The sequence below is a fragment of the Sphingopyxis sp. GC21 genome (genome assembly GCF_025727575.1).
GTDB classification, from domain to species: domain Bacteria; phylum Pseudomonadota; class Alphaproteobacteria; order Sphingomonadales; family Sphingomonadaceae; genus Sphingopyxis; species Sphingopyxis terrae_A.
In genome coordinates, this window is sequence record NZ_CP095845.1 from 3,844,795 (window position 1) to 3,867,742 (window position 22,948).

A 22,948-nucleotide genomic window follows, 5' to 3' on the forward strand; every position below is an offset into this window, starting at 1 on the left:
GGAACGAGCCATGGCAACTGCACCCCTTCGCGATTCGCATCCCGATCCGCTCGACGGCTGGTCGCTCCCGGCCTGGACCTATAGCGACCCCGATTTCTACGCCGCCGAAATGGCGCGCATCTTCCGCCCGAGCTGGCAGGTCGTCTGTCATGACAGCGACATTCCCGCGGCGGGCGACTGGCACAGCATCGATTATTGCGGCGAAAGCGTGATCGTCGTGCGCGGCGCCGACCGCGTCGTGCGCGCCTTCACCAACGTCTGCCGCCACCGCGGGTCGCGGCTGGTCGACGGCGCGGCGGGCTGCGCGAAGAAGCTCGTTTGCCCCTATCACGCCTGGACCTACGAACTCGACGGGCGACTCTCGGGCGTTCCCGATTCGGCGAGCTATCCGACGCTCGACAAGGAAAAGGCGGGGCTCGCGCCCGTCGGCCTCGAACAATGGCGCGGCTTCTGGTTCGTGCGGCTGGAGGACGACGGCGGCCCGTCGGTCGCCGCGATGATGGCGCCCTATGAAGCGATGGTCGAACCCTATCGTTTCGCGGAACTCGGCGCATTGGGGCGCGTCACGCTGCGCCCGCGCGATGTGAACTGGAAGAATGTCGGCGACAATTATTCGGACGGCCTGCACATTCCCGTCGCCCACCCCGGCCTGACGCGATTATTCGGAAAAAGCTATGGCGTCGAAGCCGAAGATCGCGTCGATCGCATGTGGGGCGACCTCGCCGACCGACCGTCGGCGAACTGGTCCGAGCGGCTCTATCAGCGGTTGCTGCCGCCGGTCCCGCACCTGCCGCAAGCGAACCAGCGGCACTGGCTCTATTTCAAGCTGTGGCCCAATGTCGCCTTCGACATCTACCCCGATCAGGTCGATTTCATGCAGTGGCTGCCGACCGGCCCGACGAGCTGCCTGATCCGCGAAATCAGTTACGTGCTTCCCGATGCCCGCCGCGAGATGAAGGCCGCGCGCTATTTGAACTGGCGCATCAATCGTCAGGTCAATGCCGAAGATACGGCGCTGATCACCCGCGTCCAGCAGGGCATGCAATCGCAAAGTTTCCAGATGGGACCGCTCAGCGACAAGGAAGTCTGCCTCAAGCATTTCTGTGCCCGGATGCGCGCGATCATCCCCGAAGCACGGCTGGAGCAGGCGCCGGCGGCGGGGTGGAGCCGCGCTTGACCGGCACGGCGCCCGTGGTGATCGTCGGCGGCGGTCCCGCCGGGATGGTCGCGGGGCTGCTCTTCGCGCGCGCCGGGGTGGCGGTGACGGTGCTCGAAAAGCACGCCGACTTTTTTCGCGATTTTCGCGGCGACACGGTGCACCCCTCGACGCTCGATCTGTTCGACGACATCGGCCTGCTTGGCGCGCTGCTCGCGCTTCCGCATGCCGCGATCGACACGATGACGCTCGACCTGCTCGGGCGCCGCTACACGATCGCGACGCTCAAGCATCTGCCCGTTGCCGCACCCTTTGTCGCGATGATGCCGCAATGGGATCTGCTCGACTTCATCGCGCGCGAAGGCCGCAAATATCCCACCTTCGACCTGCGCATGTCGACCGAAGCGACGGGATTGCGCCACGATGCCGCCGGCCGCGTCGACGGCGTCACGCTGGCGAGCGGTGAAACGCTGCCCGCGCGCCTTGTCATCGCCGCGGACGGGCGCCGCTCGGTGCTGCGCGATGCCGCCAGGCTGCCGCTCGACGATCTTGGCGCACTGATGGATGTGCTATGGTTCCGGGTGCCGATGCCGGCGGATCTGGACATGACCGAAGTCCCGCTCGGTACGATCGACAAAGGCGGCATGGTCGTCGCGATACCGCGCGGCGATTATTGGCAGTGCGCGCAGATCATCGAAAAGAGCGGCTTCGCGGCGGTCGAGGCGCGCGGTATCGCGGCCTTTCGTGAGACAATCGTTTCGATAGCGCCGGGCCTCGCCGCCGGGATCGACGCGATCGGCGGCTTCGAAGACGTCAAGCTGCTGTCGGTCGCGCTCGATCGGCTGACCCGCTGGTGGCAGCCCGGATTGCTCGCGATCGGCGATGCCGCGCACGCCATGTCGCCCGTCGGCGGCGTCGGGATCAACCTTGCGGTGCAGGATGCAGTGGCCGCCGCGAACATCCTTGCGGCGCCGCTCGTCGCCGGCGCGGACCCCGATCCCTTGCTCGCGCGGGTGCAGGACCGCCGATGGAAGCCCACGACAAAGATGCAGGCGCTGCAGCGTTTTGCGCACCGGCGCGTCGTCGAACCTGTGCTGCGCGGCAAGATCGATCATGTACCGCTCGCGATCCGCCTGCTCGACCATATCCCGCTGCTGCGCCGGATTCCCGGCCGCATAGTCGGCCTCGGCTTCGGGCGGCAGCATGTTCAGTCCCCACTTGCGAAAGATTTTTCATGACCAAAGCCTATGACGCGCTGATCATCGGCGCCGGCCACAACGGCCTTGTCTGTGCCTTTTATCTTGCCAAGGCGGGGCTGAAGGTCCGTATCGTGGAGGCGCGCGACGTCGTCGGCGGGGCCGCTGTGACCGAGGAATTCGCGCCGGGCTTCCGCAATTCGGTCGCGAGCTATACGGTCAGCCTACTGCAGCCGAAGGTGATCGCCGACATGAAGCTCGCCGATCATGGCTATCGCGTCATCGAGCGGCCGATCAGCAATTTCCTTCCGCAGGAGGATGGCGGCTATCTCAAACTCGGCGCCGGGCTCGAACGCACGCAGGCCGAGTTCCGAAAGTTCAGCGCCCGCGATGCCGAGGTGCTGCCGCAATATTATGACGCGCTCGAAAATGTCGCCGAACTGCTCCGCGATCTTGCGCTGCGCGTCCCGCCCAATGTCGGCGAAGGCATGCGCACGCTGCTCGACGGCGCGCGGCAGGGGCGGCGCTTCGCGACGCTCAGCCTCGAACAGCAGCGCGATGTGCTCGACCTGTTCACCAAGTCGGCGCGTACAATGCTCGACAGCTGGTTCGAGAGCGAGGCGGTCAAGGCCGCCTTCGGCTTCGATGCCGTCGTCGGCAACTATGCCAGCCCCGACACGCCGGGCAGCGCCTATGTCCTCCTCCACCATGTCTTCGGCGAGGTGAACGGCAAGAAGGGGGCGTGGGGCCACAGCGTCGGCGGCATGGGCAAGATCACCGAGATCATGGCCAAGGTCTGCCGCGATCATGGCGTCGAAATCAGCCTCGAAAGCCCGGTAGCGAAAGTGCTCGTCGACGGCGGCAAGGCCGTGGGGGTCAAGCTCGTCGGCGGCGAGGAGATTGCGGCGGCGCGGGTGATCGCCAATGTCGGACCCAAGCTGCTTTACGAACGGATGATGGACGCGGGCGACCTGCCTGCCGATTTCGAACGCCGGATCAAGGGTTTCAAGGCAGGCAGCGGCACCTTCCGGATGAATGTCGCGCTGTCCGAACTCCCCAGATTCACCTGCCTCCCCGAACCGGGCGAGCATCACCAGTCGGGGATCATCCTCGCGCCGACGCTCGACTATATGGACCGCGCCTTTCTGGATGCGAAGCGCGACGGCTGGTCGAAGGAACCGATCGTTGAGATGCTCATCCCCTCGACCGTCGATGACAGCCTTGCCCCTGAAGGCTGCCATGTCGCCAGCCTCTTCTGCCAGCAGTTCGCACCCGAATTGCCGGACGGGCGCGACTGGGACGATGAGGAGGAAGCCGCGGCCGATTGCATCATCGACACGGTCGAAAAGCATGCGCCCGGCTTCCGCGCCAGCATTGTCGGGCAGACGCGCCTCAGCCCCAAGGGTCTCGAACGCAAGTTCGGGCTGGTCGGCGGCGACATCATGCACGGCAATATGAGCCTCGATCAACTCTGGTCGGCGCGGCCGGTGCTTGGCAATGGCGGCTATCGCGGGCCGGTGAAGGGGCTTTACATGTGCGGGGCGGGAACGCACCCGGGCGGCGGCGTCACCGGCGCGCCGGGGCATAATGCGGCGCAGGTGATCCTGCGCGACCGCGGTCTATTCGCGCCCCGCTGGCGCTGAGGCCGCTCCCCCGCGGCGCCGCATTAGCAGATAGAGGGGTAGCCCCGCCGCGGTCATCGCGACGCTCCACAAACTCGCCTCGATCCCGGCGCCGTAGAAGGCCCAGCAGCTGTAGCAGAAGCCGACGAGGGTCAGCGCCGCAAAGCCCGGCGAGACGCGCAGGCTGCCCGCCTGTTCGAGCCGCAGCGCCGACAGGCTGCCGACGACATAAAGGATGATCGCGGTCGAAGTGGTGATGAGCACCATGAAGGTGAAAAGTTCGGCGAGGCCGCGCGAATAATTGGCATAGACGACGATGCTCGCGAGCAGGCTCGATGCGATCTGCGCCATTTGCGGCGATCCGAAACGATTGTCGCGCCCGAAAAGGGCGGGGAGCAGACCGCGATGGGCGAGGTCGCGCGGAATTTCGCCCTGCAGCATCACGAATCCGTTGAGCGCGCCGAGCGCGGCGATCGCGGCAAAGACCGCGACGATATCACCCGCCAGCGGGCTGACCAGCGTTCCGAAAAAGGTCGCATAGGCGGCGTTCGACTGTTGCAGCGTTTCGACGGGCAGCAGCATGGTGACCGCGGTGCAGGACAGGAGATAGAGGAGGCCGGTCGCCGCGGCACCGATCAGTGTGGCGCGCGGGATCATCCGTTCAGGATCGCGCACCCGGTCGCCAACGACGGCGGCGCTTTCGAAGCCGAGCAGCGCGAACAGCGTCAGCGTCGCCGCGCCGCTCACTGCCGACAGGCTGACCGGCTGGGTATGCGCCATCCCTGCGGCATGGCCTTCGCCGGTGCCGAGCAGCCAAGCCGCGACCAGCACCGCGCCGATCACCGGCACCAGCTTCAACAGCAGCGTGACGATCTGCGTCTCGCCCGCGCGGCGGATGCCCGACAGGTTGATGAGCGTGAAGAGCCACAGAAAGCCGATCGCGACCAGCGCGGGCAGCGGCCCCTTGTCGCCGAGCCTGGGGATGACGATCGAAAGATTGCTGACCGCCGCGACGGCAAGCGTCGCATTCGCCGTCCAGCAACTGATCCAGTAGCTCCAGGCGACGGTGAATCCCGTGCCGGGGCCGAAGGCTGCATTGGCGTAGGTGAACGTCGCGCTGCCGCCGGGCAGTCGCCGTGCAAGCTGCGCAAAGACGATGGCGAGGCACAGGGTGCCGGTGATCGTCACGCCCCAGCCGATGACGGCGTTCCAGCCGAGCGGCGCCAGATCGCGGGGCAGGAGGAACACCCCCGACCCGATCATATTGCCCATGACGAGGGCGACGCACATGGCGAGACCGAGCTTCTGCCCGGCCTCGCCCTGTTGCTGTGCGGGGTTCGTCACCCGGTCAGAACTTGGCGCCCAGGCGTGCGCCGATCGTCTGCGGCGTGTTCACCAATATCTGCACCCGGCTGTCGCACTGGCCGCAGTTGGAGAAGCGCGACAGCTCGGCCCGCTCGTCGAAGGCATTCTGGAGGAACAGTTCGAAGCTGTATTTGCTCCAGTCGAAACCGACCGCAAAGTCGACCGTCGTCGATCCGCGGATCCGGCCCAGCGCGTTCGCGACATCGACGCGAATGTCGGGAGTTGACGAACTGCGATGCGCGACGACCGATTGCAGATGCAACTCGCCGGGTCCCACTGGGAATTGATAGCGGATCGTCGCATTGCCGTTGAACCGCGGTGTCACCGGCAGTCGCGTTCCCCGCGGCGCGGCGATGCTGTTGTCAGGATCGGCGGTACATTGATAGGTCGGGTCGTCGATCGCGCATAGATTGTTGCGCGTCTTGGCATCGGTGTACGCGGCCGCCGCCGCGATCGTCAGCCCGTCGACCGGGCGGATGTTGACGTCGGCTTCGATACCCCGGATGCGCGCATTCGGCCCGTTGTGGATTTCGGTAAAGCTGTTGAGGCCGAGGAAGGAGAATTGGAAGCGCTTCCAATCCTGCTGATAGATCGCTGCGTTGAGGCGGACGAGCCCGCCAGCCAACGTCGTTTTGATCCCGATTTCATAATTGGTCAGGAAGTCGGCGTCGTAAGGCGGAATCGTCGCACGCCTGTTGATTCCGCCCGGACGGAAGCCGCGCGACCAGGTGGCATAGGCCATCACATCGTCGCTGGGTTTCCACGTGAGGTTCAGCCGGTGGGTAAAGCCATCGTCCTTGGTCCGCTTCGGAACGAGCTTGCCGTTCACATAATCGGCAAGGTTAGTGCACGGCCCGCCAGGCACCGCGGCAGGGAACAGCGTCCCGCCCGGATTGTCGCGCAATATGTCGCCCGTGGTCGTATAGCAGCCCGCGACCCCCGTGCGTGAGCTGCCCGCGCCATTATAAGGCGGGCCGTCGGGATTGCGCCCGAATCCGAAGAAGCCGATCAGGCTGTTGTCATATTTGTAGAAGCGGCCTCCGCCGGTGAGCGTCACCGTCGGGGTGATGTCGAAGCTTGCTTCGCCGAAGATCGCATAATCCTTGTCGACGCGCTTCTGCTCGGTTAGCCAAAGCGTGCCGGGAAGGCCGTTGACTGACAGATCGTCGGCAAGGCCGGGGACACGATAGTCCTGATGAATCCGGTTGCTCTGCCGCTGATAGAAGAGGCCGGCGACGATACGGAAACGTTCCTCCTGGGGCGAAGCGATGCGCAGTTCCTGGCTGAGCTTGCGGAAATGGTCCGTGCCGATGATATATTGCCGCGGGTCGATCGTGTTGCCGGCATTGTCCTGGAAATAGAAATAGCCGGCCAGTCCGCCATAGTCGGCATAGAGCGCGTCATAAGCCTCGGCATAGTCGGTATAGTCGTTGATCTGATACGCCTTGCGGTCGAGATAGGCGCCGGCATAGGTGACATCAAAATTGCCGAGCTTGCCCTCGATCGTCAGTGCTGCCTGAATGAACTTGTCGGTGCGCATGTCGGGGTAAAAGCGCTGCACCTGCAAATCGCCGACGCGCGGATCCTGGGCGAAGGTGCCGTTGCTCTTTTGATGCTGGTAGAGCAGCGTCGGGGTGACGGTCCAGTTTTCGTCGAGATCGACCTTCAGCGCGGCGCGGCCGCCATAGATTTCAGCGTCGTTGAAGTCTTTTTTGACATAGGGTGCGTTATTGACCGTGATGCCGCCCGGATCGGGCAGGAAACTGCGCGTTCCCGGCACATTGTCGATATATCCTGCATCCTTCTGATACCAGCCGACAAGGCGCACCGCCGCCATCTCGCTGAGCGGCGCGTTGATCATGCCTTCGAGCCGGCCGCCCATGCCGCCATGCTTGACGGTGTTGAGTTCGCCGTCGACGCGGCCTTCGAAGCCGGCGGTGTCGGGCTTGTTGGTGATTATGCGGATCGTCCCCGCCTGCGACGAGGCGCCGTACAGCGTGCCCTGCGGTCCGGCGAGCGATTCGATGCGCGCGATGTCATAAATATGAACGTCGAGCGTGCCGCCGATCGTCGTGACCGGCTGTTCGTCGAGATAAACACCGACGCTGGGCAGCGAACCAGAGTGGTTGCCGTCGCCGCCGCTCGCCACGCCGCGCATATAGACAGTGGTGACGCCGGGCTGGCTCGACTGGAAGGCCACGCTGGGCAGAAGTTTCGAAAAATCCTGGAAGTTGGCGACGTTGAGTTGGTCGAGCTTGCGTGTGCCGAGCGCCTGGATGCTGATCGGAACGTCCTGAAGATTTTCCTCGCGCTTCTGCGCCGTGACGACGATCTCGTCGCTATTCGCCGCGCCCGGCCCCTCTTGGGCGAACGCAGTTCCCGATGTCATGACTGCTGTGGATAGCGATGCCAGAAGCAACGCCCGGTGCGAAAAATGGACTCGCATGCAAGACCCCCCTTTTCTGCGCTGCGCCATATGTCGCAGCGCAAGCAAAGAGGTGTGCCAGCTTTCTTTCGATCGTCAATCGGGACGCGCGTGCGTCACCCCCGGAGAACGCAGATTCCCGGCCACTATGACAAAATTGCAACAATCATGCGCCGCGCGCGGGATAGGCGTCGAGCGCCGGGCCGAGCGCGGCTTTCAAGGGATCGAGCCACGGCTCCATCGCGCGCCACTGGCCGACGCCATCGCGGTTGATCGGCCGCCGCACCTGTTCCGAACTCGCGGTGCGAACCGCGCGGTCGCTTTTGTGAAATTCAAGGCAGGCCTGTTCGAACGGCACCCCGAGCCAGCCGAGCATCGCGCGCACTTCGGCTTCGAGATCGGCGAGCACATCTTCGTGAAAGACGCGGTGGACATGGCCGGGCAGAACGCCGTCGAAATGGTCCATCAGATCGACATAATCGGCATAATAGCGCCCCATGTCGGCAAGATCGTAGCTGAACGCCTGCCCGCGCGCAAAATGCTGTTTGAAATTGGAAAAGCAGCAATCGAGCGGATGTCGCCGCGCGTCGATGATCTTCGCATTGGGCAGGATCAACCGGATGAAGCCGACATGCAGCCAGTTGTTCGGCAACTTGTCGATATAGAAGGGCTTGCCGCTCTTGCGCTGAATCTCCGTCTGGCGAAGATAGGTTTCGCCGAGGTCGCGCGCCTGTTGTGCCGACAGTTTCGCGATTCCGCCCATCCCGCGCGCCTTGGCGAAGAGTCGGGGGATGTCGGGCAACTCCATGGTGCCCTCGATCATCGAATGGCTCGACAATATCTGTTCGATCAGCGTCGATCCCGCGCGCGGCATGCCGACGATAAAGATGGGGTCGGGCGCATCGGCGCCATGATCGGACCGCGAGGCAAAGAAGTCAGGGGTGTAGAGCGTCTTGGCATGATCGACTGCAGCGCGCGTCTGATCGGCATCATAGTCGAGCAAGGTCCGGCGCAAGCCATTGCCGCGCGCGTAATGGGCAAAGGCCTCGGCCGGGCGCTGCCGGTCCTCCTCCGCCTTGCCGAGCGCGAAATGGAGGTGGAAACGATCCTCGACCGCCAGATCGTCGCGGCCGAGCGGCGCCTGCATCGCATCCAGATCAGCGTCCGAAAAACGGAAAGTCTTGAGGTTAGCGAGGCTCCACCACACCTCGCCGAGCGCGGGGTTGAGCGCCAGCGCCCGGCGATAGGCGGCGATCGCGTCGTCCTGTCGCCCCACCGTCTTGAGCATATGACCGTAGGACATCCAGATGCGCGGCTGGCGATCGATGCCTTGCAATACCCGTTCGTAGAGTGCGAGCGCCTCGTCAAACTCGCCGACGCGGCCGAGCGCGGCGGCCTTCAGGTTGGCGTTCATCAGATTGTCGGGATCGACCTGCTGCAGCTTTTCAAGCTCCTCGACCGCCTCGGCCGAACGGCCCTGACGGTGGAGGATCGTTGCAAGGTTCGACCGTGCGGCGAGAAATTCGGGCGCCAGTTCGATCGCCCGGCGCAGCAGCGCTTCGGCGTCGCGATAGCGTTCGATCCGCGCCGCCAGTTCGGCAAGCATACGGATCGCCGTCACGTCGAAGGGGTCTTGCTTAAGATGCGCCTTCAATGCCGGCTCGGCGTCGTGCAGTCGCCCCTCGGCGAGCGCGAGCGCGGCCGTCATCAGCGCTGGGTTGCGGATCGCCCGTTCGATCGTCGCCTGAACGCGATCGGCCGTCATGCTCAGCTCTTGGACCGGGCCTTGGCGATGGCGCGCTTCAGCGTGTCATAGCCAACCTGCCCTTGGAGAAGTTGATTGCCGACGACCCAGGTCGGGGTCGCGTTGAGCTGAAGCTGGGTTGCGATCGCCAGGTTCGCGTCGAGTTCGCGCTGGAACAGCGCCTCGTTCGCGGTCGCGTCGGCGCTGCCGTCGGTAACGACGCCCGCGCGCTGCGCGGCGGCGGCGATCGCCGAGGGGTCGAGCGAACTCGCTGCGAACATCGCGTGGTGGAAAGCGTCATATTTGCCCTGTCGCGCGGCGGCGAGCGCCATCAGCGCGGCATCGCGGCTTTGCGGCGAGATGATCGGCAATTCGCGGAACACGACCTTCAGCCTTTTGTCCTCGCGGACCAGCCGGTCCACGTCGGGCACGCTCGCCCGGCAGAAGCCGCAGGCATAATCGGTGAAGACGACCAGCGTGACGTCGCCGTCGGCATTGCCCGCCCAAGCGCCGGCATAGGGCTTTTCGAGCGCGGGGCGGATCGCGTCGATCGCCCTGGCCATTTCGCGGTCGCGCTGCGCCTCCAACGCCTCGGGGATGATTTCGGGATTGGCGCGAATATAGTCGCCGACGATCGTCTCGACCTCGCTCTTGCTCATGCCGCCGCCGAAGCGGCCGCCAAGCCAGAAGGTCGCGCCGAGCAGCGCGAGCGCGGCGATGCCGCCGATCAGCAGGGTTCGCGTCGATACGCCGTCCATCATTCCTCCCTGGCGCTGCGGCAGGCGGCCCGCGGTCATCGCCTTGGTCCGCGCGAGCTTGGGCTTGGCCGGGGGCGTGACATGCGGGGTGCGATCATCGTCCGACGCGATTGCTGTTGCCGCTGCCTTGGCCGGCGTTTCCGCCAGCGTCGCGGGGATCGCTTCGCCGGCGAAGAGCGGCAGGTCGCCCGCGTTCCCGGCGTCGGCGGCGCGCGCCTCTGCCTCTTCGCGCGCGAGCAATTGTTCGAGCCCCGAGGGCGGCGGCGCAAGCTCTTCGGCGGCGGGACGCAGCTTGTTCGCGGCGTCGCCGATGCCGTCCTTGCCGGCGCGCGCAACCTGACCTGCGACCTGGCCGATTCCGGCCTTCGTCTTGCCCGCGACTTCGCCGATCCCGCGTCCGGCTTCGCTGGAAATTTTCGCGACCTTGTCGCCCAGCGCCATCTTGCCCCACGCCTCGCCGCTCGCGCTTGCTGCGCTGCGCGCCGCCTTCGCCGATCCGCGTCCGATGGCGCGCGCGGCGCGCGCGGCGCCGCGGCCCGAACGCTGCGCAAGGTCGCGCGTCCGCCGCGGTATCTCCATTGCCTCGACGCGGGCGGGAATATCGGCGCGTTCGCCGACATCGATCGTCCAGTCGGCAAAGGCCGCAGCGCCGTGCCGGATCGCACTCCATAGCCGCGCCGCACCCGCCTTCAGCTGCTCGCCCGTGACGCGCGGATCGCGCGCCGGAGTGGGCTGCGGCGTATAGCGGCCGACGTCGATGCCGACGGGGGGCGCGTCCTTCGGCTTCGCCAGCCCCTCGTCGGCGCGCGGCAGGGGATCGGGCGCCGGCGTCGGGTCGCGCAACCACGGCTGGTAATATTCGTCTTTCTTGTCTGTCACTTGTCGCCCTTGTGCATTCGCGAAATTGCGATGCATCCCCGAATTTCGTCGTGAATCTAGCGCCGTTTGCGCGTCCGTTCTACCTCGGCGCGCGCAACCATCGAAATATCCTGTGCACGAATCCAGTCGGGCGACCCTTGCGGCAGGCCCTGCATCGCCATTTCGGCATTACGCAGCGCGAGCATCGGCTGTCCACCCTCGAGACTGTAGCGTTCCGCCGAGGCGAGCGCGGCGCGCGCCTGATCGCCGCGGTTCGCATAGACAATTCCAAGCTGATACCAGGCAAACGGATTCTCGTTATCGAGCGCGACGGCGGTCTTCAGCACCTTCTCGGCCTCTGGAAAATTGGCCGGATCCTCGGTCGCGATCAACGCATGGCCGAGGGTCGAGGCGATCAGCGGCTGCGATTTCGAGTTGGCGACCGCTTTGCGCAGCGGCGGGATCGCTTCCTTGGGCCGACCGGATTCGAGCAGAACCTGGCCTTCGAGTTCGAGGAAATAAGGGTCTTCGGGATTGGTGGCGATCAGGGCATCGACCTCGTCCAGCGCCTTTTGCGGATAGGCGCTCTTGTGCCAGGCGTAAGCGCGGGCGTAGCGCGCGGGCACGCTCTTGTCGCTTTCGGGATATTTGCGCAGCGTCCGCTCGGGCTCTTCCATATAGCCGAGCAGCTTGGCCTTCACGCGCTGGAAGCGGGCCTCGAGCTGGGGGTCGCTCGGCTTGTCCCACGCCGGATCGACGACATAGACTTCGCGAAGCGCCTGGATGCGATCGCCAGACAGCGGGTGCGTGCGGCTGTAGGCCTGATCATCATCCTGTTTGACGGCATAGCGAAATTCGAGGTTCTGCAGCTTCTTGAAGAAATCGAGGCTGCCCCTGCCGCTGATCCCCGCCTTCGACAGATATTGGGCGCCGGCGGCATCGGCGGTCGCTTCCTGGACCCGGCTGAACGCCAGATATTTGCCGAGTGCGGCCTGCTGCCCTGCCATCATGATGCCCATTCCAGCGTCGCCGCCGCCCGCCGCGATCGCCGCGGCGCCGAGCAGCATACTGAGCAGCGAGATGCCCGTTGCGGTCTTGGCGCCGTCGCTGGCGCGGATTGCGTGGCCGCCCATGATATGGCCGAGCTCGTGGGCGAGTACGCCCTGCACTTCGTTGGCGCTGTCGGCGGTCTCGATCAGGCCGCTAAAGACATAGATGTCCTGACTGCCCGCCACGAACGCGTTGATGCTGCGGTCGCCGAGCAGGTGGACGCGCACCTGTCCGGGACGCAGCCCCGCCGCGACGAGCAGCGGGTCGACCATGTCCTGGAACAGCGCCTCGGTTTCGGCGTCGCGCAGCATCGACTGCGCCATCACCGGCCGCGCGGCAACGGCCACCATGGCGAGGAGCGTCATCAACAGGCGCAGCGCGGCGCGCCAGGCGCCCAGCCGGGCCAGGATGTGGGACGGGGACGGGGCGATCATCGCCGCCTGTCTTGCGCCGCGCGTCTGAACCTCGACTGAAGCCATGGAGACTTATTGGGGCGCCAGCCGCGCGGGCGCAAGGCGAGAGATGGTCGCCGCCGCGGTGACAGTCCAAAAAAGGGGCCCCCGCTTGCACGGGGGCCCATCTTTTTACGCGATGCAGGCGCGTCAGTTGCCGAAGGTGCGCTGCCACCAGCCTCGGCGGGGTTCGCCCGCTGGGGCGTCGCCGTCGGCATCGGCCTCGGCGGGGACGGAGACGGCTTCGTCCGCCGCATCGCCCTGCGGTGCGCTTGCCGTCGCTTCGGCGGGCTGCGCCTCGGCGGCGGCCGCCTTCTTGCTGCGGCTGGCGCGCTTCTTCGGCGCAGGCTTGGCAGGTTCCGCCTCCTCTACCGGCACTTCGGCGACAGGAGCGTCGGGCGCTTCGCTGCTCGCTTCGGCAGCGGCCGCTTCGGCAGCGATCGCCGTCTTGGTCTTGCGCGGCGCGCGCTTGCGCTTCGGCTTTTCGTCAGCCGGCGGCATTTCGGGGGCGGGAGCTTCGACGGCTTCCGGTTCGGGCGCGGTCGTGTCCGCGTCGCCTGCTTCGGCTTCGGCCTCGACCTTCTTGCGACCGCGGCCACCGCGGCGACGACGCGGCTTGGCTTCGCCTTCCTCGCTCGCTTCGGCGGCTACGGTTTCGACCGCACCATCGGCGCCGACTTCGTCGTCGCCGTCCTCGGCCTCTTCGGAAGCCGTTTCGCCCTCGGCGGTTTCGTTGCCCTCGTCATCGCGGCGACCGCGACGACCGCGGCGGCGACGCCGGCGGCGCTTGTTGCGTCCGCCTTCGCCATCGGCATCGCCCTCGTCACGCTCGCGTTCGCGGCGCGCGGGGCGTTCGGCTTCTTCTTCCTCTTCTTCGATATCCTCTTCGTCGACGATATCGTCGTCATCATCATCCTCGATCGGCGCGATCGGGGCGAAGCTGCGGCGCTGAACGGGCGGCGGGCCGCCGACCTCGATCGCCATGCGCGCGCCTTCGGTTTCTCCGTCGGGCAGGATTTCGACGCTGACGCCGTACAGATCCTCGATGTCGCGCAGTTCGCGGCGCTTTTCGTTGAGTAGATAGAAGGTTGCTTCCTGGCTCGCGCGCAGGATTATCTTGCTGCCCTTGCCACGTGCGGCTTCCTCTTCGATCAGGCGCAGCGCGCTGAGACCCGCCGACGATGCGGTGCGGACGAGGCCGGTGCCTTCGCAATGCGGGCAGGGTCGCGTCGACGCTTCGAGCACGCCGGTGCGCAGCCGCTGGCGGCTCATTTCCATCAGGCCGAAGCCCGAGATGCGGCCGACCTGGATGCGCGCGCGGTCATTCTTGAGCGCATCCTTCATCGCGCGCTCGACCTTGCGGACGTTCGAGCCATGATCCATGTCGATGAAGTCGATGACGATCAGGCCCGCCATGTCGCGCAGGCGGAGCTGGCGGGCGATTTCGTGCGCTGCCTCGAGGTTGGTGCTGAGTGCGGTCTGCTCGATATTATGCTCGCGCGTCGAGCGCCCCGAGTTGATGTCGATCGACACCAGCGCCTCGGTCGGGTTGATGACCAGATAGCCGCCCGATTTCAACTGGACGACGGGATTGAGCATCCCCGCAAGCTGATCCTCGACGCCATAGCGCTGATACAGCGAAACGGGGTCGGCATATTGCTTCACGCGCCGGGCGTGGCTGGGCATCAGCAGCTTCATGAACTGCTTCGCCGCCTTATAACCCTCTTCGCCCTCGACGAGCACTTCCTCGATGTCGCGGTGATAGATGTCGCGGATCGCACGCTTCACAAGGTCGCTGTCCGAATGGATCAGCGCCGGCGCGCTCGACCCCAGCGTCTTTTCGCGGATCTCGTCCCAAAGCCGGGCGAGATAGTCGAAGTCGCGCTTGATCTCGGTCTTGGTGCGGCTCATCCCCGCGGTGCGGACGATGCAGCCCATCGACGGCGGCAGGTTGAGCTCGTCGATCATCGCCTTCAATTTGCGGCGATCGGCGCCATTCGAAATCTTGCGGCTGATCCCGCCGCCGTGCATCGTGTTGGGCATCAGCACGCAGTAGCGGCCGGCCAGCGACAGATAGGTGGTCAGCGCCGCACCCTTGTTGCCGCGCTCTTCCTTGACGACCTGCACCAGCATCACCTGGCGGCGACGGATGACGTCCTGAATCTTGTACTTGCGGCGCAGCGACATGCGGCTTTCGCCATTTTCGTCCTCGTCGCGGCGTCCGCGTCCGCGGCCGCCCTTGCGCCCCCGGCCACGCCCGCGGCCCCGGCGACCCTTGTCGTCGCGATCGTCGCGCGATTCTTCGCCATCTTCGCCGTCGGCGTCGTCCGCGGAATCTTCGCGGCCATCATCGTCGCTGTCCTCGCCGATGGTTTGGGGGGCGGCAACGGCGGCGTCATCGTCGCCGGGCTCGTCGACATCGGCCACATCGCCTTCCAGCTCGTCGAGATCTTCCTCGGCGCGCATCGCGGCTTCGGCGGCATGCTCCGCCTCTTCGCGCAGCAACGCTTCGCGGTCTTCCTTCGGGATCTGGTAATAGTCGGGGTGGATTTCGCTGAAGGCCAGGAAGCCGTGGCGATTGCCACCATATTCGACGAACGCCGCCTGCAGCGACGGTTCGACGCGGGTTACCTTGGCCAGATAGATATTGCCCTTGAGCTGCTTGTGCTCGGCGGACTCGAAATCAAACTCCTCGATGCGGTTTCCCTTGGTGACGGCGACCCGGGTTTCTTCCCGGTGCCGCGCGTCGATCAACATGCGCGTGGTCATTATTATTACTCCAGGCGCGCCGCAGCGCGCCAAACAAAAAGGCCGCCGCCGCCCGTGGAGGGCGGCTGCGGTCGATAGGGTTCAAACGGAAAAAGACGTTATTGCCGCGCGTGGCCCGCGTCCGGTCCTGGACGCGCATGCGGTCTTCCGTCACGTCGACGCGCGGCGCAAATGCGACTGCGTCGGCATGGGAAGAGGGCATGGCAAGCCTCATACGGCATCAACCTGTTACGGGGTGACCGTTATGGCAGGCGACGCTGGAATGGGGTCGGCCGCCGCCCGGTCATCCGGGTGGACTGACGGATATGCCTTTCCCCGCATGTCCGGCGCCAGGGAGGCCATGAACCGCGAATCGCGCGGGTCAGCCTTTCCCCTCAAAAGGCCGGACGGGATCGGGTCGGACACCGTCAGTGTGTCGGGTGCTAGCATCGGCACGGACCAACGGCAACCCAAAGCACGGCAGTCACATGGGAATGTTCGCGCGCGCCGACAAGGCGTTTCGCGTAATTCATACTGAATAGCCTGTTAACCGTGCCGGTTGACCGGGATTTGACGGGCGATGGCTAATGGCTGGTTCATCCTTTTTTGCGGCCGGAGCGCTCATGTTTTCGAATAAGCGCTGGACCATCGCGCGCCGGGGGCGGCATAACCGGGTGATGGGCCTGATCCTTGTCCTGATCGCGACGATCCTGTCGATGCCGGCGGCGATCGCGGGCGATATTCGCGCGGTCGAAATCGGCGACCGCGAGGTGACGCTGCGCTTTGCCGACGTCGTCGCGGGCGCGTCGGCCTTCGTCCTCGCCGGACCCGACCGCATCGCGCTCGACATTCTGGGCGCCGATCCTGGCCGTTCGCCGCAGGGCAGCGGGCTTGTCAGCGCGGTGCGCCAGGGGCGGCCGGCCGCCGACACGGCGCGCGTCGTGCTCGATCTGGCGCGGCCCGCGGTGGTCACCGACGCGCGCTTCGCCGCCGACGGGCGCAGCCTTTCGCTGCGCCTGCGTCCCGTCTCGGCCGACGAGTTCGAACGCGCCGCCAAGACGCCGCGCACCGAATGGCAGCCGCCGCTCAACTTTCGCGCCAAGCCGCCCGAAAAGCGCTACAGCGTCACCGTGCCGATCGGCGCGCCCAAGCCGGCGCCGGCGCTGCCCAAGATCGAAGGGCCGAATAATCCGCGCCTGCCGCTTGTCGTCATCGACGCCGGCCATGGCGGGCACGATCCGGGCGCGATTTCGCCGCACAGCGGCAAGCGCGAAAAGGATATCACGCTGGGGATCGCGCGCGCGATTCGCGACGATCTGGTCGCCAGCGGCCGCGTCCGCGTTGCGCTCACGCGCTCGGACGACCGCTTTCTGGTGCTCGAGGAACGCTATGGCATCGCGCGGCGGCTGAAGGCCGATCTGTTCATTTCGATCCATGCCGACGCGGCCGAGAATGAAGAGGCGCATGGCGCGTCGGTCTATACGCTGTCCGAAGTCGCCTCCGACCGCGAGGCGGCTCGGCTTGCGGCGCGCGAGAACAAGGCGAATATCATCAACGGCGTCGACCTGGGCGCGCACAGCGGCGAAGTCTCGTCGATCCTGCTCGACCTGACGCAGCGCGAGACGATGAATGTCGCGTCGGACTTCGCCCGTCTGCTCGAGCGTGAGGCGGCGGACGATGTCACCTTCCGCACCACCGCGCACCGTTTTGCATCCTTCGTCGTGCTGAAGGCCCCCGATACGCCGTCGATCCTGTTCGAAACCGGCTTCATCTCGAATAAGGAGGATGCGGAATTTCTCGCCTCGGCGGCGGGGCAGAAGAAGGTTGCGCGGGGCGTCCGCGATGCCATCCAGCTTCATTTTGCGCGGCAGATCGCCGCAGTCGGCCGCTGATCCAGAAAGTTAGTCTTGACTAACTTTTGACGTGCGCGCAGCTTTCGCCCGGTTCGCGGCGGGAGAGCGACATGGCGACGGCGGAGGCAGGATGGAGCAACTGGTCGGGTAGCGTCCGTGCCCCGGCAACGGTGGCGCGACCGACGGACGAGGCGGCGCTTTCCGCGCTGGTGCGCGAGGCCGCCAAGGTGCGCGCGGTCGGCGCCGGGCACAGCTTCATGCCGCTATGCCAGTCGGACGAACTGATCGTGAGCCTCGACGCGATGGCGGGCGAGCTCAGTATCGCCCCCGATCGTCAGACCGCGCGCATGCCGGCAGGATGGAGCATCAAGCGGCTGACCGAGGCGTTGTGGCAGCACGGCCTTGCGCTCGCCAACCAGGGCGATGTCAATCCGCAGGCGCTGGCGGGCGCGATGGCGACGGGCACGCACGGGACCGGCGTCGATCTCGGCTCGCTGTCAACCTTTGCACGCGGCTTCCGGCTGATCGGCGCCGACGGCGCGGCGCGCTGGTGCGACGCGCAGGAAAACTCCGATCTATTCGCGGCCCAGCGGCTGTCGCTCGGGCTGTTCGGCATCGCGACCGAGATCGAGGTCGCCGTCGTCCCCGCCTTTCATCTGGTCGAACAGATCGAGAAAAGGCGCTGGGACGAAATCCGCGAAAGCTACGACGAGCTTGCCGAGCAGCACCGCCACATCGAATTCTGGATTTTTCCGCACGCCGAACATGTGATCCTGAAGACTTTGACGCCGTGCGACCCGTGCGATCCGCCCCGCTCGACGAGCGATGTCGACGAAAGCGCTTTCCGCCGCGCGCTCGACGTCGCGGCCTTCGCGCCTTTTCTGACCCCGCTGCTCCAGCGCGCGATGATGAAGACGCGCTTCGATGGCGAGCGTCGCGGGCCCGCGCACAGCATCTTTCCGTCCGACCGCACGATCCGCTTCGAGGAAATGGAATATGAACTGCCGCGCGCCGTCGGCCTCGCCGCGCTCGACGCGGTGATCGGCTGGATTCGCGCCCGGCGTTTGCCCGTGACCTTTCCCTTTGAATATCGCACCGTCGCCGCCGACGATATCTGGATGAGCCCGATGAACGCGGGGCCGGTCGCTGCGATCTCGATGCATCAATATGCAAAAATGCCATGGGCTGATCATTTTGCTGGCGCCGAGGCGATTTTTCGGGCGCATGGGGGGCGGCCGCATTGGGCGAAGCGCCACACATTGACGCGCGCCGATGTCGATTCGCTTTATCCGATGGCCGAGCGCTATCGCGCGGTCCGCCGTGCTGCCGATCCCCACGGCAAATTTCTGAACCCGCATCTGGAGGCGCTGTTTTCATGAGCGACGATCTGACCCTGCACGCCCATCTTGTCGGTCGGCAGGGGTCGCGCGCCGACCTCAATACGCCGGTACTCGTCCTCGATATCGAGGCGCTCGACCGCAATATTGCGGCGATGGCCGGGCTGGCCGCCGCGCGCGGTATTGGCCTGAGGCCCCATGCCAAGACCCACAAGAGCGTCGATATCGCGAAGCGCCAGCTTGCAGCAGGCGCCGCCGGGGTCTGCTGCGCGAAGATCGGCGAAGCGGAGGCACTCGCCGACGGCGGCATCACCGGCATCCTCATCACCTCGCCGGTCGCCGCGCCGCGCGCGATCGAGCGGCTTGCGGCGCTGGCCACGCGCGCGGACCTGCTGATGGCGACGGTCGATCATCCCGATGTTGCGGAGCGGATCGATGCCGCGCTTGCGGTCCAAGGCGCGACGCTCGACGTGTTGATCGACATCGATCCCGGTATCGCGCGCACCGGGGTCGCCTCGCCCGAAAAGGCCGTCGACCTTGCCCGCGCCATCGCCGCGCTGCCGACGCTGCGCTGGCGCGGCGTCCAATATTATTGCGGGTCGCAGCAACATATCGAGGATTATGCCGAGCGCCGCGCCGCGATCGCCGAGCGCACCGATTATCTGAAGACGGCCCTCGCCGCGCTTGCCGACGCGGGCTTCGCGGCGGAAATCGTCAGCGGCTCGGGGACCGGAACGCACCATATCGACCTCGACCTCGGCGTCTTTACCGAGCTGCAGGCGGGCTCCTACGTCTTCATGGACAAGCAATATTGCGACTGCGATCTGACCGGCGACGGCGCGCCGCCGTTCGAGGTTGCGCTCGGTGTCGATGCGCGCGTCGTCAGCGCCAATCATAGCGGCCTTGTCACCATCGACGCGGGGTTCAAATCGCTGTCGACCGACGGCGGGGTCGCCGTGGTGCGGCGCGGCGCGCCCACGGACAGCTTCTTCGCCTTCATGGGCGACGAACATGCGGCGCTGGTCGCGCCCGGCATCGGCGAACGGATGGCGCCGGGCGATCCGGTGACGCTGACCGTCCCGCACTGCGACCCGACCGTCAATCTCTATGACCATTATCATGTCGTCGCAGGCGACACGCTCGTCGCCATCTGGCCGGTCAGTGCGCGCGGGCGCGCGCGATGAGCGTCGCGGCGAAGGCGCCGCCGAAGCAGGACCGCGCGCGCGCCACCTATGACAGGCTGCTCGATGTCGCGGGCCTGCTCCTCGCCGAAGAGGGCATCGAACGCATTTCGACCAACCGGATCGCCGCCGAGGCAGGGCTGAGCCCGCCCGCACTCTATCGCTATTTCGGCGACAAATATGCGGTTCTCGAAGCGTTGGGCCGCCGGCTGATGGAGCGGCAGAATGCAGTGCTGGAGGCGTGGATCGAGCGGCACCGGAGCGGCGGCATCGCGGCAATGGCCGATCATATCGGCGAACTGCTCGCCAAAACCGCCACGGTAACGCGCGCCGAGCCGGGCGCGGTGTGGACCTTGCGCGCGCTCCACGCGACCCCGCGACTCGTCCATGTCCGGCTCGAATCGCATCGCCACGTCACCGACCGGCTGACCGATGCATGTCTGCCCTGGCTCGTCGGCGTGCCGCGCGAGACTTGTTGGCGGCGGCTGCGCCTCGCGGTCGAGATCGGCTTCGCCGCCGACGAGATGCTCTATGAGGAAGATCGGGTCGCCGCCGATGCGGTGCTCGCCGACGCTGCGCGTCTGCTAAAGGCGTCGCTCCAGGATCTCGCGACGGACGGCTGACCGTCCGGGCGCAAGCCGCTTCCCTTTCGGCGAAGCAGGCTTTAGAGGCAAGCCAATCATGGTCGCCGACAGCACGTCCCACTTCCGTTACCGCCTGCGTCGCGACAGCAACGCCGTCATTGGCTGGTTCCGGCAGATGTGGACGCGGCGCTGGTTCCGCTGGCTCGGCTATCTGGCGCTGGCGGGCGTGGCCGCACTGGCGCTGCTGTGGACGATTTTCGCCCGTAACCTGCCTTCGGTCGACCAGCTTCGCGACTATCAGCCGCCGCTGCCGACGATGGTGCGCGACGGCGAGGGCAAGCCCGTCCACAGCTATGCACGCGAGCGCCGCGTCCAGCTGGAATATGCCGAATATCCCCAGCTTCTCGTCCGCGCCTTTCTCGCGGCCGAGGATCGCACCTTTTTCGAACATGGCGGGATCGACTATCCCGGCATCGCGACCGCGATCCTGACCAATCTGAAGCGCGACGGCCGCCCGGTCGGCGCCTCGACGATCACGCAGCAGGTGGCGAAGAATCTGCTGCTGACGGGCGAGGTCAGCTATACCCGCAAGATTCGCGAGGCGATCCTCGCCAAGCGGATCGAGGCGGCGCTTACGAAGCAGCAGATCCTCGAACTGTATCTGAACGAAATTCCGCTCGGCCGCCGCAGCTTCGGCGTCCAAGCGGCCGCGCGCGCCTACTTCGACAAGGATGTCGACCAGCTCGCGCTTCACGAAATGGCCTTCCTCGCCATTTTGCCCAAGGCACCCGAAACCTATGGCCGCGCGCGCAATACCGACAAGGCGATCGCGCGGCGCAATTTCGTGCTCTCCGAAATGTTCCGCAACGGCTGGATCACCGCGGCGCAGCGCGACGCCGCGCAGGCGATGCCGCTCGGCCTCTCTGAAACGGGCAACAAGGCGGTCGCGCAGGTCGGCGGCTATTATATGGAAGAGGTGCGCCGCCAGCTGATCGACCAGTTCGGCGAGACCCCCGAGGACGGCCCGCTCAGCGTTTATGGCGGCGGGCTTTGGGTGCGCACCCCTTATGACGACAAGATGCAGCAGGCCGCGACCGGCGCGCTGCGCCGCGGCCTCGTCCGCTACGACACCGGCAAGGGCTGGTCGGGACCGATCGCGCGGATCGAGGCCGACGACAAATGGCGCAGCCGCCTCGCGTCGAGCTTCATCGGCATCGACTACGACAATTGGCGCGTTGCCGCGGTGCTCGCCAAAACGGCCGGCGAGGCGCGCATCGGCTTTGCCGACGGCGAAGAGGGGCGCCTGCCCGCCGGTGCCGCGAGCATGGGCTATCGCAAGACGGGCGGCAGCGCCTTTTCGGCGATGCGTCCGGGTGACCTGATCGCGGTCAAGGCGACCGGGCCCGGCGTCTATACGCTGAAGAACATCCCCGAAGTGTCGGGCGGCATGGTCGTCGAAAGCCCCCATTCGGGCCGCATCTATGCGATGCAGGGCGGGTTCGACGTTCGCCTGTCGCCGTTCAATCGGGCGACCCAGGCCGAACGCCAGCCGGGGTCGACGATCAAGCCCTTCGTCTATGCGACGGCACTCGACAATGGCATGACCCCCGCGACGCTGATCGTCGACGGCCCCTTCTGCGTCTATCAGGGCGCGCGCTTCGGCAACAAATGCTTCCGCAACTTCGGCGGCGCGAGCGGCAGCGGCGAACATACGATGCGCTGGGGCCTTGAGCAGTCGCGCAATCTGATGACGGTCAGGACGGCGAGCCAGATCGGGATGGAACCGATCGTCGAAACGATCAAGACGATGGGGATCGGGACGCACGAACCCTATCTGTCGACCGCGCTCGGCGCCGGGTCGACGACGGTCGAAAAGATGGTCAACGCCTTTTCGATGCTCGCCAACCACGGCCGCGAGCTCAAGCCGCGACTGATCGACTATGTCCAGGATCGCCGCGGCAAGGTGATCTTTCCCAAGAACTGGAGGCCCTGCGAGGGGTGCAACAGCGACGATTGGGATGGCAAGCCGATGCCGCGCTTCACGCCGTCGGGCAAGCAGCTGATGGACCCGATGACCGCCTATCAGGTCGTCCATATGCTCGAAGGCGTCGTTCAGCGCGGGACGGCGCAGGTGCTGCGCGATCTGAACGTGCCGCTGTTCGGCAAGACGGGGACGACCACCGGCCCGACCGACGTCTGGTTCGTCGGCGGCACCCCCGACGTCGTCGCCGGCCTCTATATGGGCTATGACCAGCCGCGCAGCATGGGCGGCTATGCGCAGGGCGGCAGCCTCGCCGCGCCGGTATTCAAGCAATTCTTCCTCGAATCGCTGACCGACCGGCCGCCGGTGCCGTTCATTGCGCCGAAGAATATCCGCATGGTGCGCATCGACCGCCAGTCGGGCCGCCGCGTCTATGGCGCGTGGCCGGGGACCGATCCCAAGGCGGCGATCATCTGGGAAGCCTTTAAGCCCGAAAGCGAACCGCGCCGGACGATCCGCGAAGAAGAGATCAAGCCTGCCGCCTCCGCCAAGCGACCCGATGCCCCGGTGCAGGAAGGCAATGGCCGGCGCAGCGACGCCGACTTCCTCGACGACCGCGGCGGTATCATCTGACGGCT

At 66.0% G+C, this 22,948-nt stretch carries 14 protein-coding genes; 8 read left to right on the forward strand and 6 right to left on the reverse strand.

The window, feature by feature from the left end:
- Positions 1-10 precede the first annotated feature (10 nt).
- The 3 genes from MU856_RS18590 to MU856_RS18600 are packed head-to-tail and all read left to right on the forward strand — an operon-like array spanning position 11 to position 3,995.
- Positions 11-1,177: an aromatic ring-hydroxylating oxygenase subunit alpha gene (locus tag MU856_RS18590; protein WP_062901176.1), complete on the forward strand. Its 1,167-nt coding sequence runs from the start codon at positions 11-13 to the stop codon at positions 1,175-1,177.
- Complete coding sequence (locus MU856_RS18595) at positions 1,174-2,394, forward strand: FAD-dependent oxidoreductase (protein WP_263588151.1); 1,221 nt, start codon at positions 1,174-1,176, stop codon at positions 2,392-2,394. The genes MU856_RS18590 and MU856_RS18595 overlap by 4 nt, the downstream gene beginning before the upstream one ends.
- Positions 2,391-3,995 (forward strand): phytoene desaturase family protein, encoded by a 1,605-nt coding sequence (locus MU856_RS18600; protein ID WP_062901175.1) that lies wholly within the window; start codon positions 2,391-2,393, stop codon positions 3,993-3,995. Before MU856_RS18595 ends, MU856_RS18600 begins: the two co-directional genes overlap by 4 nt.
- Here MU856_RS18600 and MU856_RS18605 read toward each other — a convergent pair.
- The 6 genes from MU856_RS18605 to MU856_RS18630 form a co-directional block, all read right to left on the reverse strand.
- Positions 3,972-5,318, reverse strand: coding sequence for an amino acid permease (locus MU856_RS18605; RefSeq protein ID WP_263588152.1), 1,347 nt, complete (start codon positions 5,316-5,318; stop codon positions 3,972-3,974). The two genes, MU856_RS18600 and MU856_RS18605, sit on opposite strands and share 24 nt — an antisense overlap.
- 4 nt (positions 5,319-5,322) lie before the next feature.
- The gene (locus tag MU856_RS18610) at positions 5,323-7,728 is read right to left on the reverse strand and encodes a TonB-dependent receptor (protein WP_263588153.1); all 2,406 of its coding nucleotides are present in this window, start codon (positions 7,726-7,728) and stop codon (positions 5,323-5,325) included.
- 202 nt (positions 7,729-7,930) lie between these two features.
- Positions 7,931-9,529, reverse strand: coding sequence for a tetratricopeptide repeat-containing sulfotransferase family protein (locus MU856_RS18615; protein ID WP_263588154.1), 1,599 nt, complete (start codon positions 9,527-9,529; stop codon positions 7,931-7,933).
- Between the two features lie 2 nt (positions 9,530-9,531).
- On the reverse strand, positions 9,532-11,145 hold the full coding sequence (locus MU856_RS18620) for a thioredoxin domain-containing protein (RefSeq protein WP_263588155.1): 1,614 nt from the start codon (positions 11,143-11,145) through the stop codon (positions 9,532-9,534).
- Between the two features lie 56 nt (positions 11,146-11,201).
- Positions 11,202-12,608 (reverse strand): M48 family metalloprotease, encoded by a 1,407-nt coding sequence (locus MU856_RS18625; RefSeq protein WP_409372291.1) that lies wholly within the window; start codon positions 12,606-12,608, stop codon positions 11,202-11,204.
- A 168-nt stretch (positions 12,609-12,776) separates the two neighbouring features.
- Positions 12,777-15,395, reverse strand: a complete 2,619-nt coding sequence (locus MU856_RS18630) for an Rne/Rng family ribonuclease (RefSeq protein WP_263589003.1) — start codon at positions 15,393-15,395, stop codon at positions 12,777-12,779.
- 602 nt (positions 15,396-15,997) lie between these two features.
- On the opposite strand from MU856_RS18630, the gene MU856_RS18635 reads away from it, so the two are divergent.
- The 5 genes from MU856_RS18635 to MU856_RS18655 all read left to right on the forward strand — a co-directional run bounded on the left by MU856_RS18635 (position 15,998) and on the right by MU856_RS18655 (position 22,943).
- Positions 15,998-17,266 carry an N-acetylmuramoyl-L-alanine amidase gene (locus MU856_RS18635; RefSeq protein ID WP_263588156.1) on the forward strand — a complete coding sequence of 423 codons (1,269 nt, stop codon included), beginning with the start codon at positions 15,998-16,000 and terminating at the stop codon, positions 17,264-17,266.
- Positions 17,267-17,337: 71 nt separating this feature from the next.
- Positions 17,338-18,606, forward strand: coding sequence for a D-arabinono-1,4-lactone oxidase (locus MU856_RS18640; protein ID WP_263588157.1), 1,269 nt, complete (start codon positions 17,338-17,340; stop codon positions 18,604-18,606).
- Complete coding sequence (locus tag MU856_RS18645; protein ID WP_062901167.1) at positions 18,603-19,748, forward strand: DSD1 family PLP-dependent enzyme; 1,146 nt, start codon at positions 18,603-18,605, stop codon at positions 19,746-19,748. The genes MU856_RS18640 and MU856_RS18645 overlap by 4 nt, the downstream gene beginning before the upstream one ends.
- Positions 19,745-20,368, forward strand: coding sequence for a TetR/AcrR family transcriptional regulator (locus MU856_RS18650; protein WP_186401266.1), 624 nt, complete (start codon positions 19,745-19,747; stop codon positions 20,366-20,368). The genes MU856_RS18645 and MU856_RS18650 overlap by 4 nt, the downstream gene beginning before the upstream one ends.
- A 58-nt stretch (positions 20,369-20,426) precedes the next feature.
- Positions 20,427-22,943: a penicillin-binding protein 1A gene (locus MU856_RS18655; protein WP_234179253.1), complete on the forward strand. Its 2,517-nt coding sequence runs from the start codon at positions 20,427-20,429 to the stop codon at positions 22,941-22,943.
- The last annotated feature ends 5 nt before the right edge of the window (positions 22,944-22,948 follow it).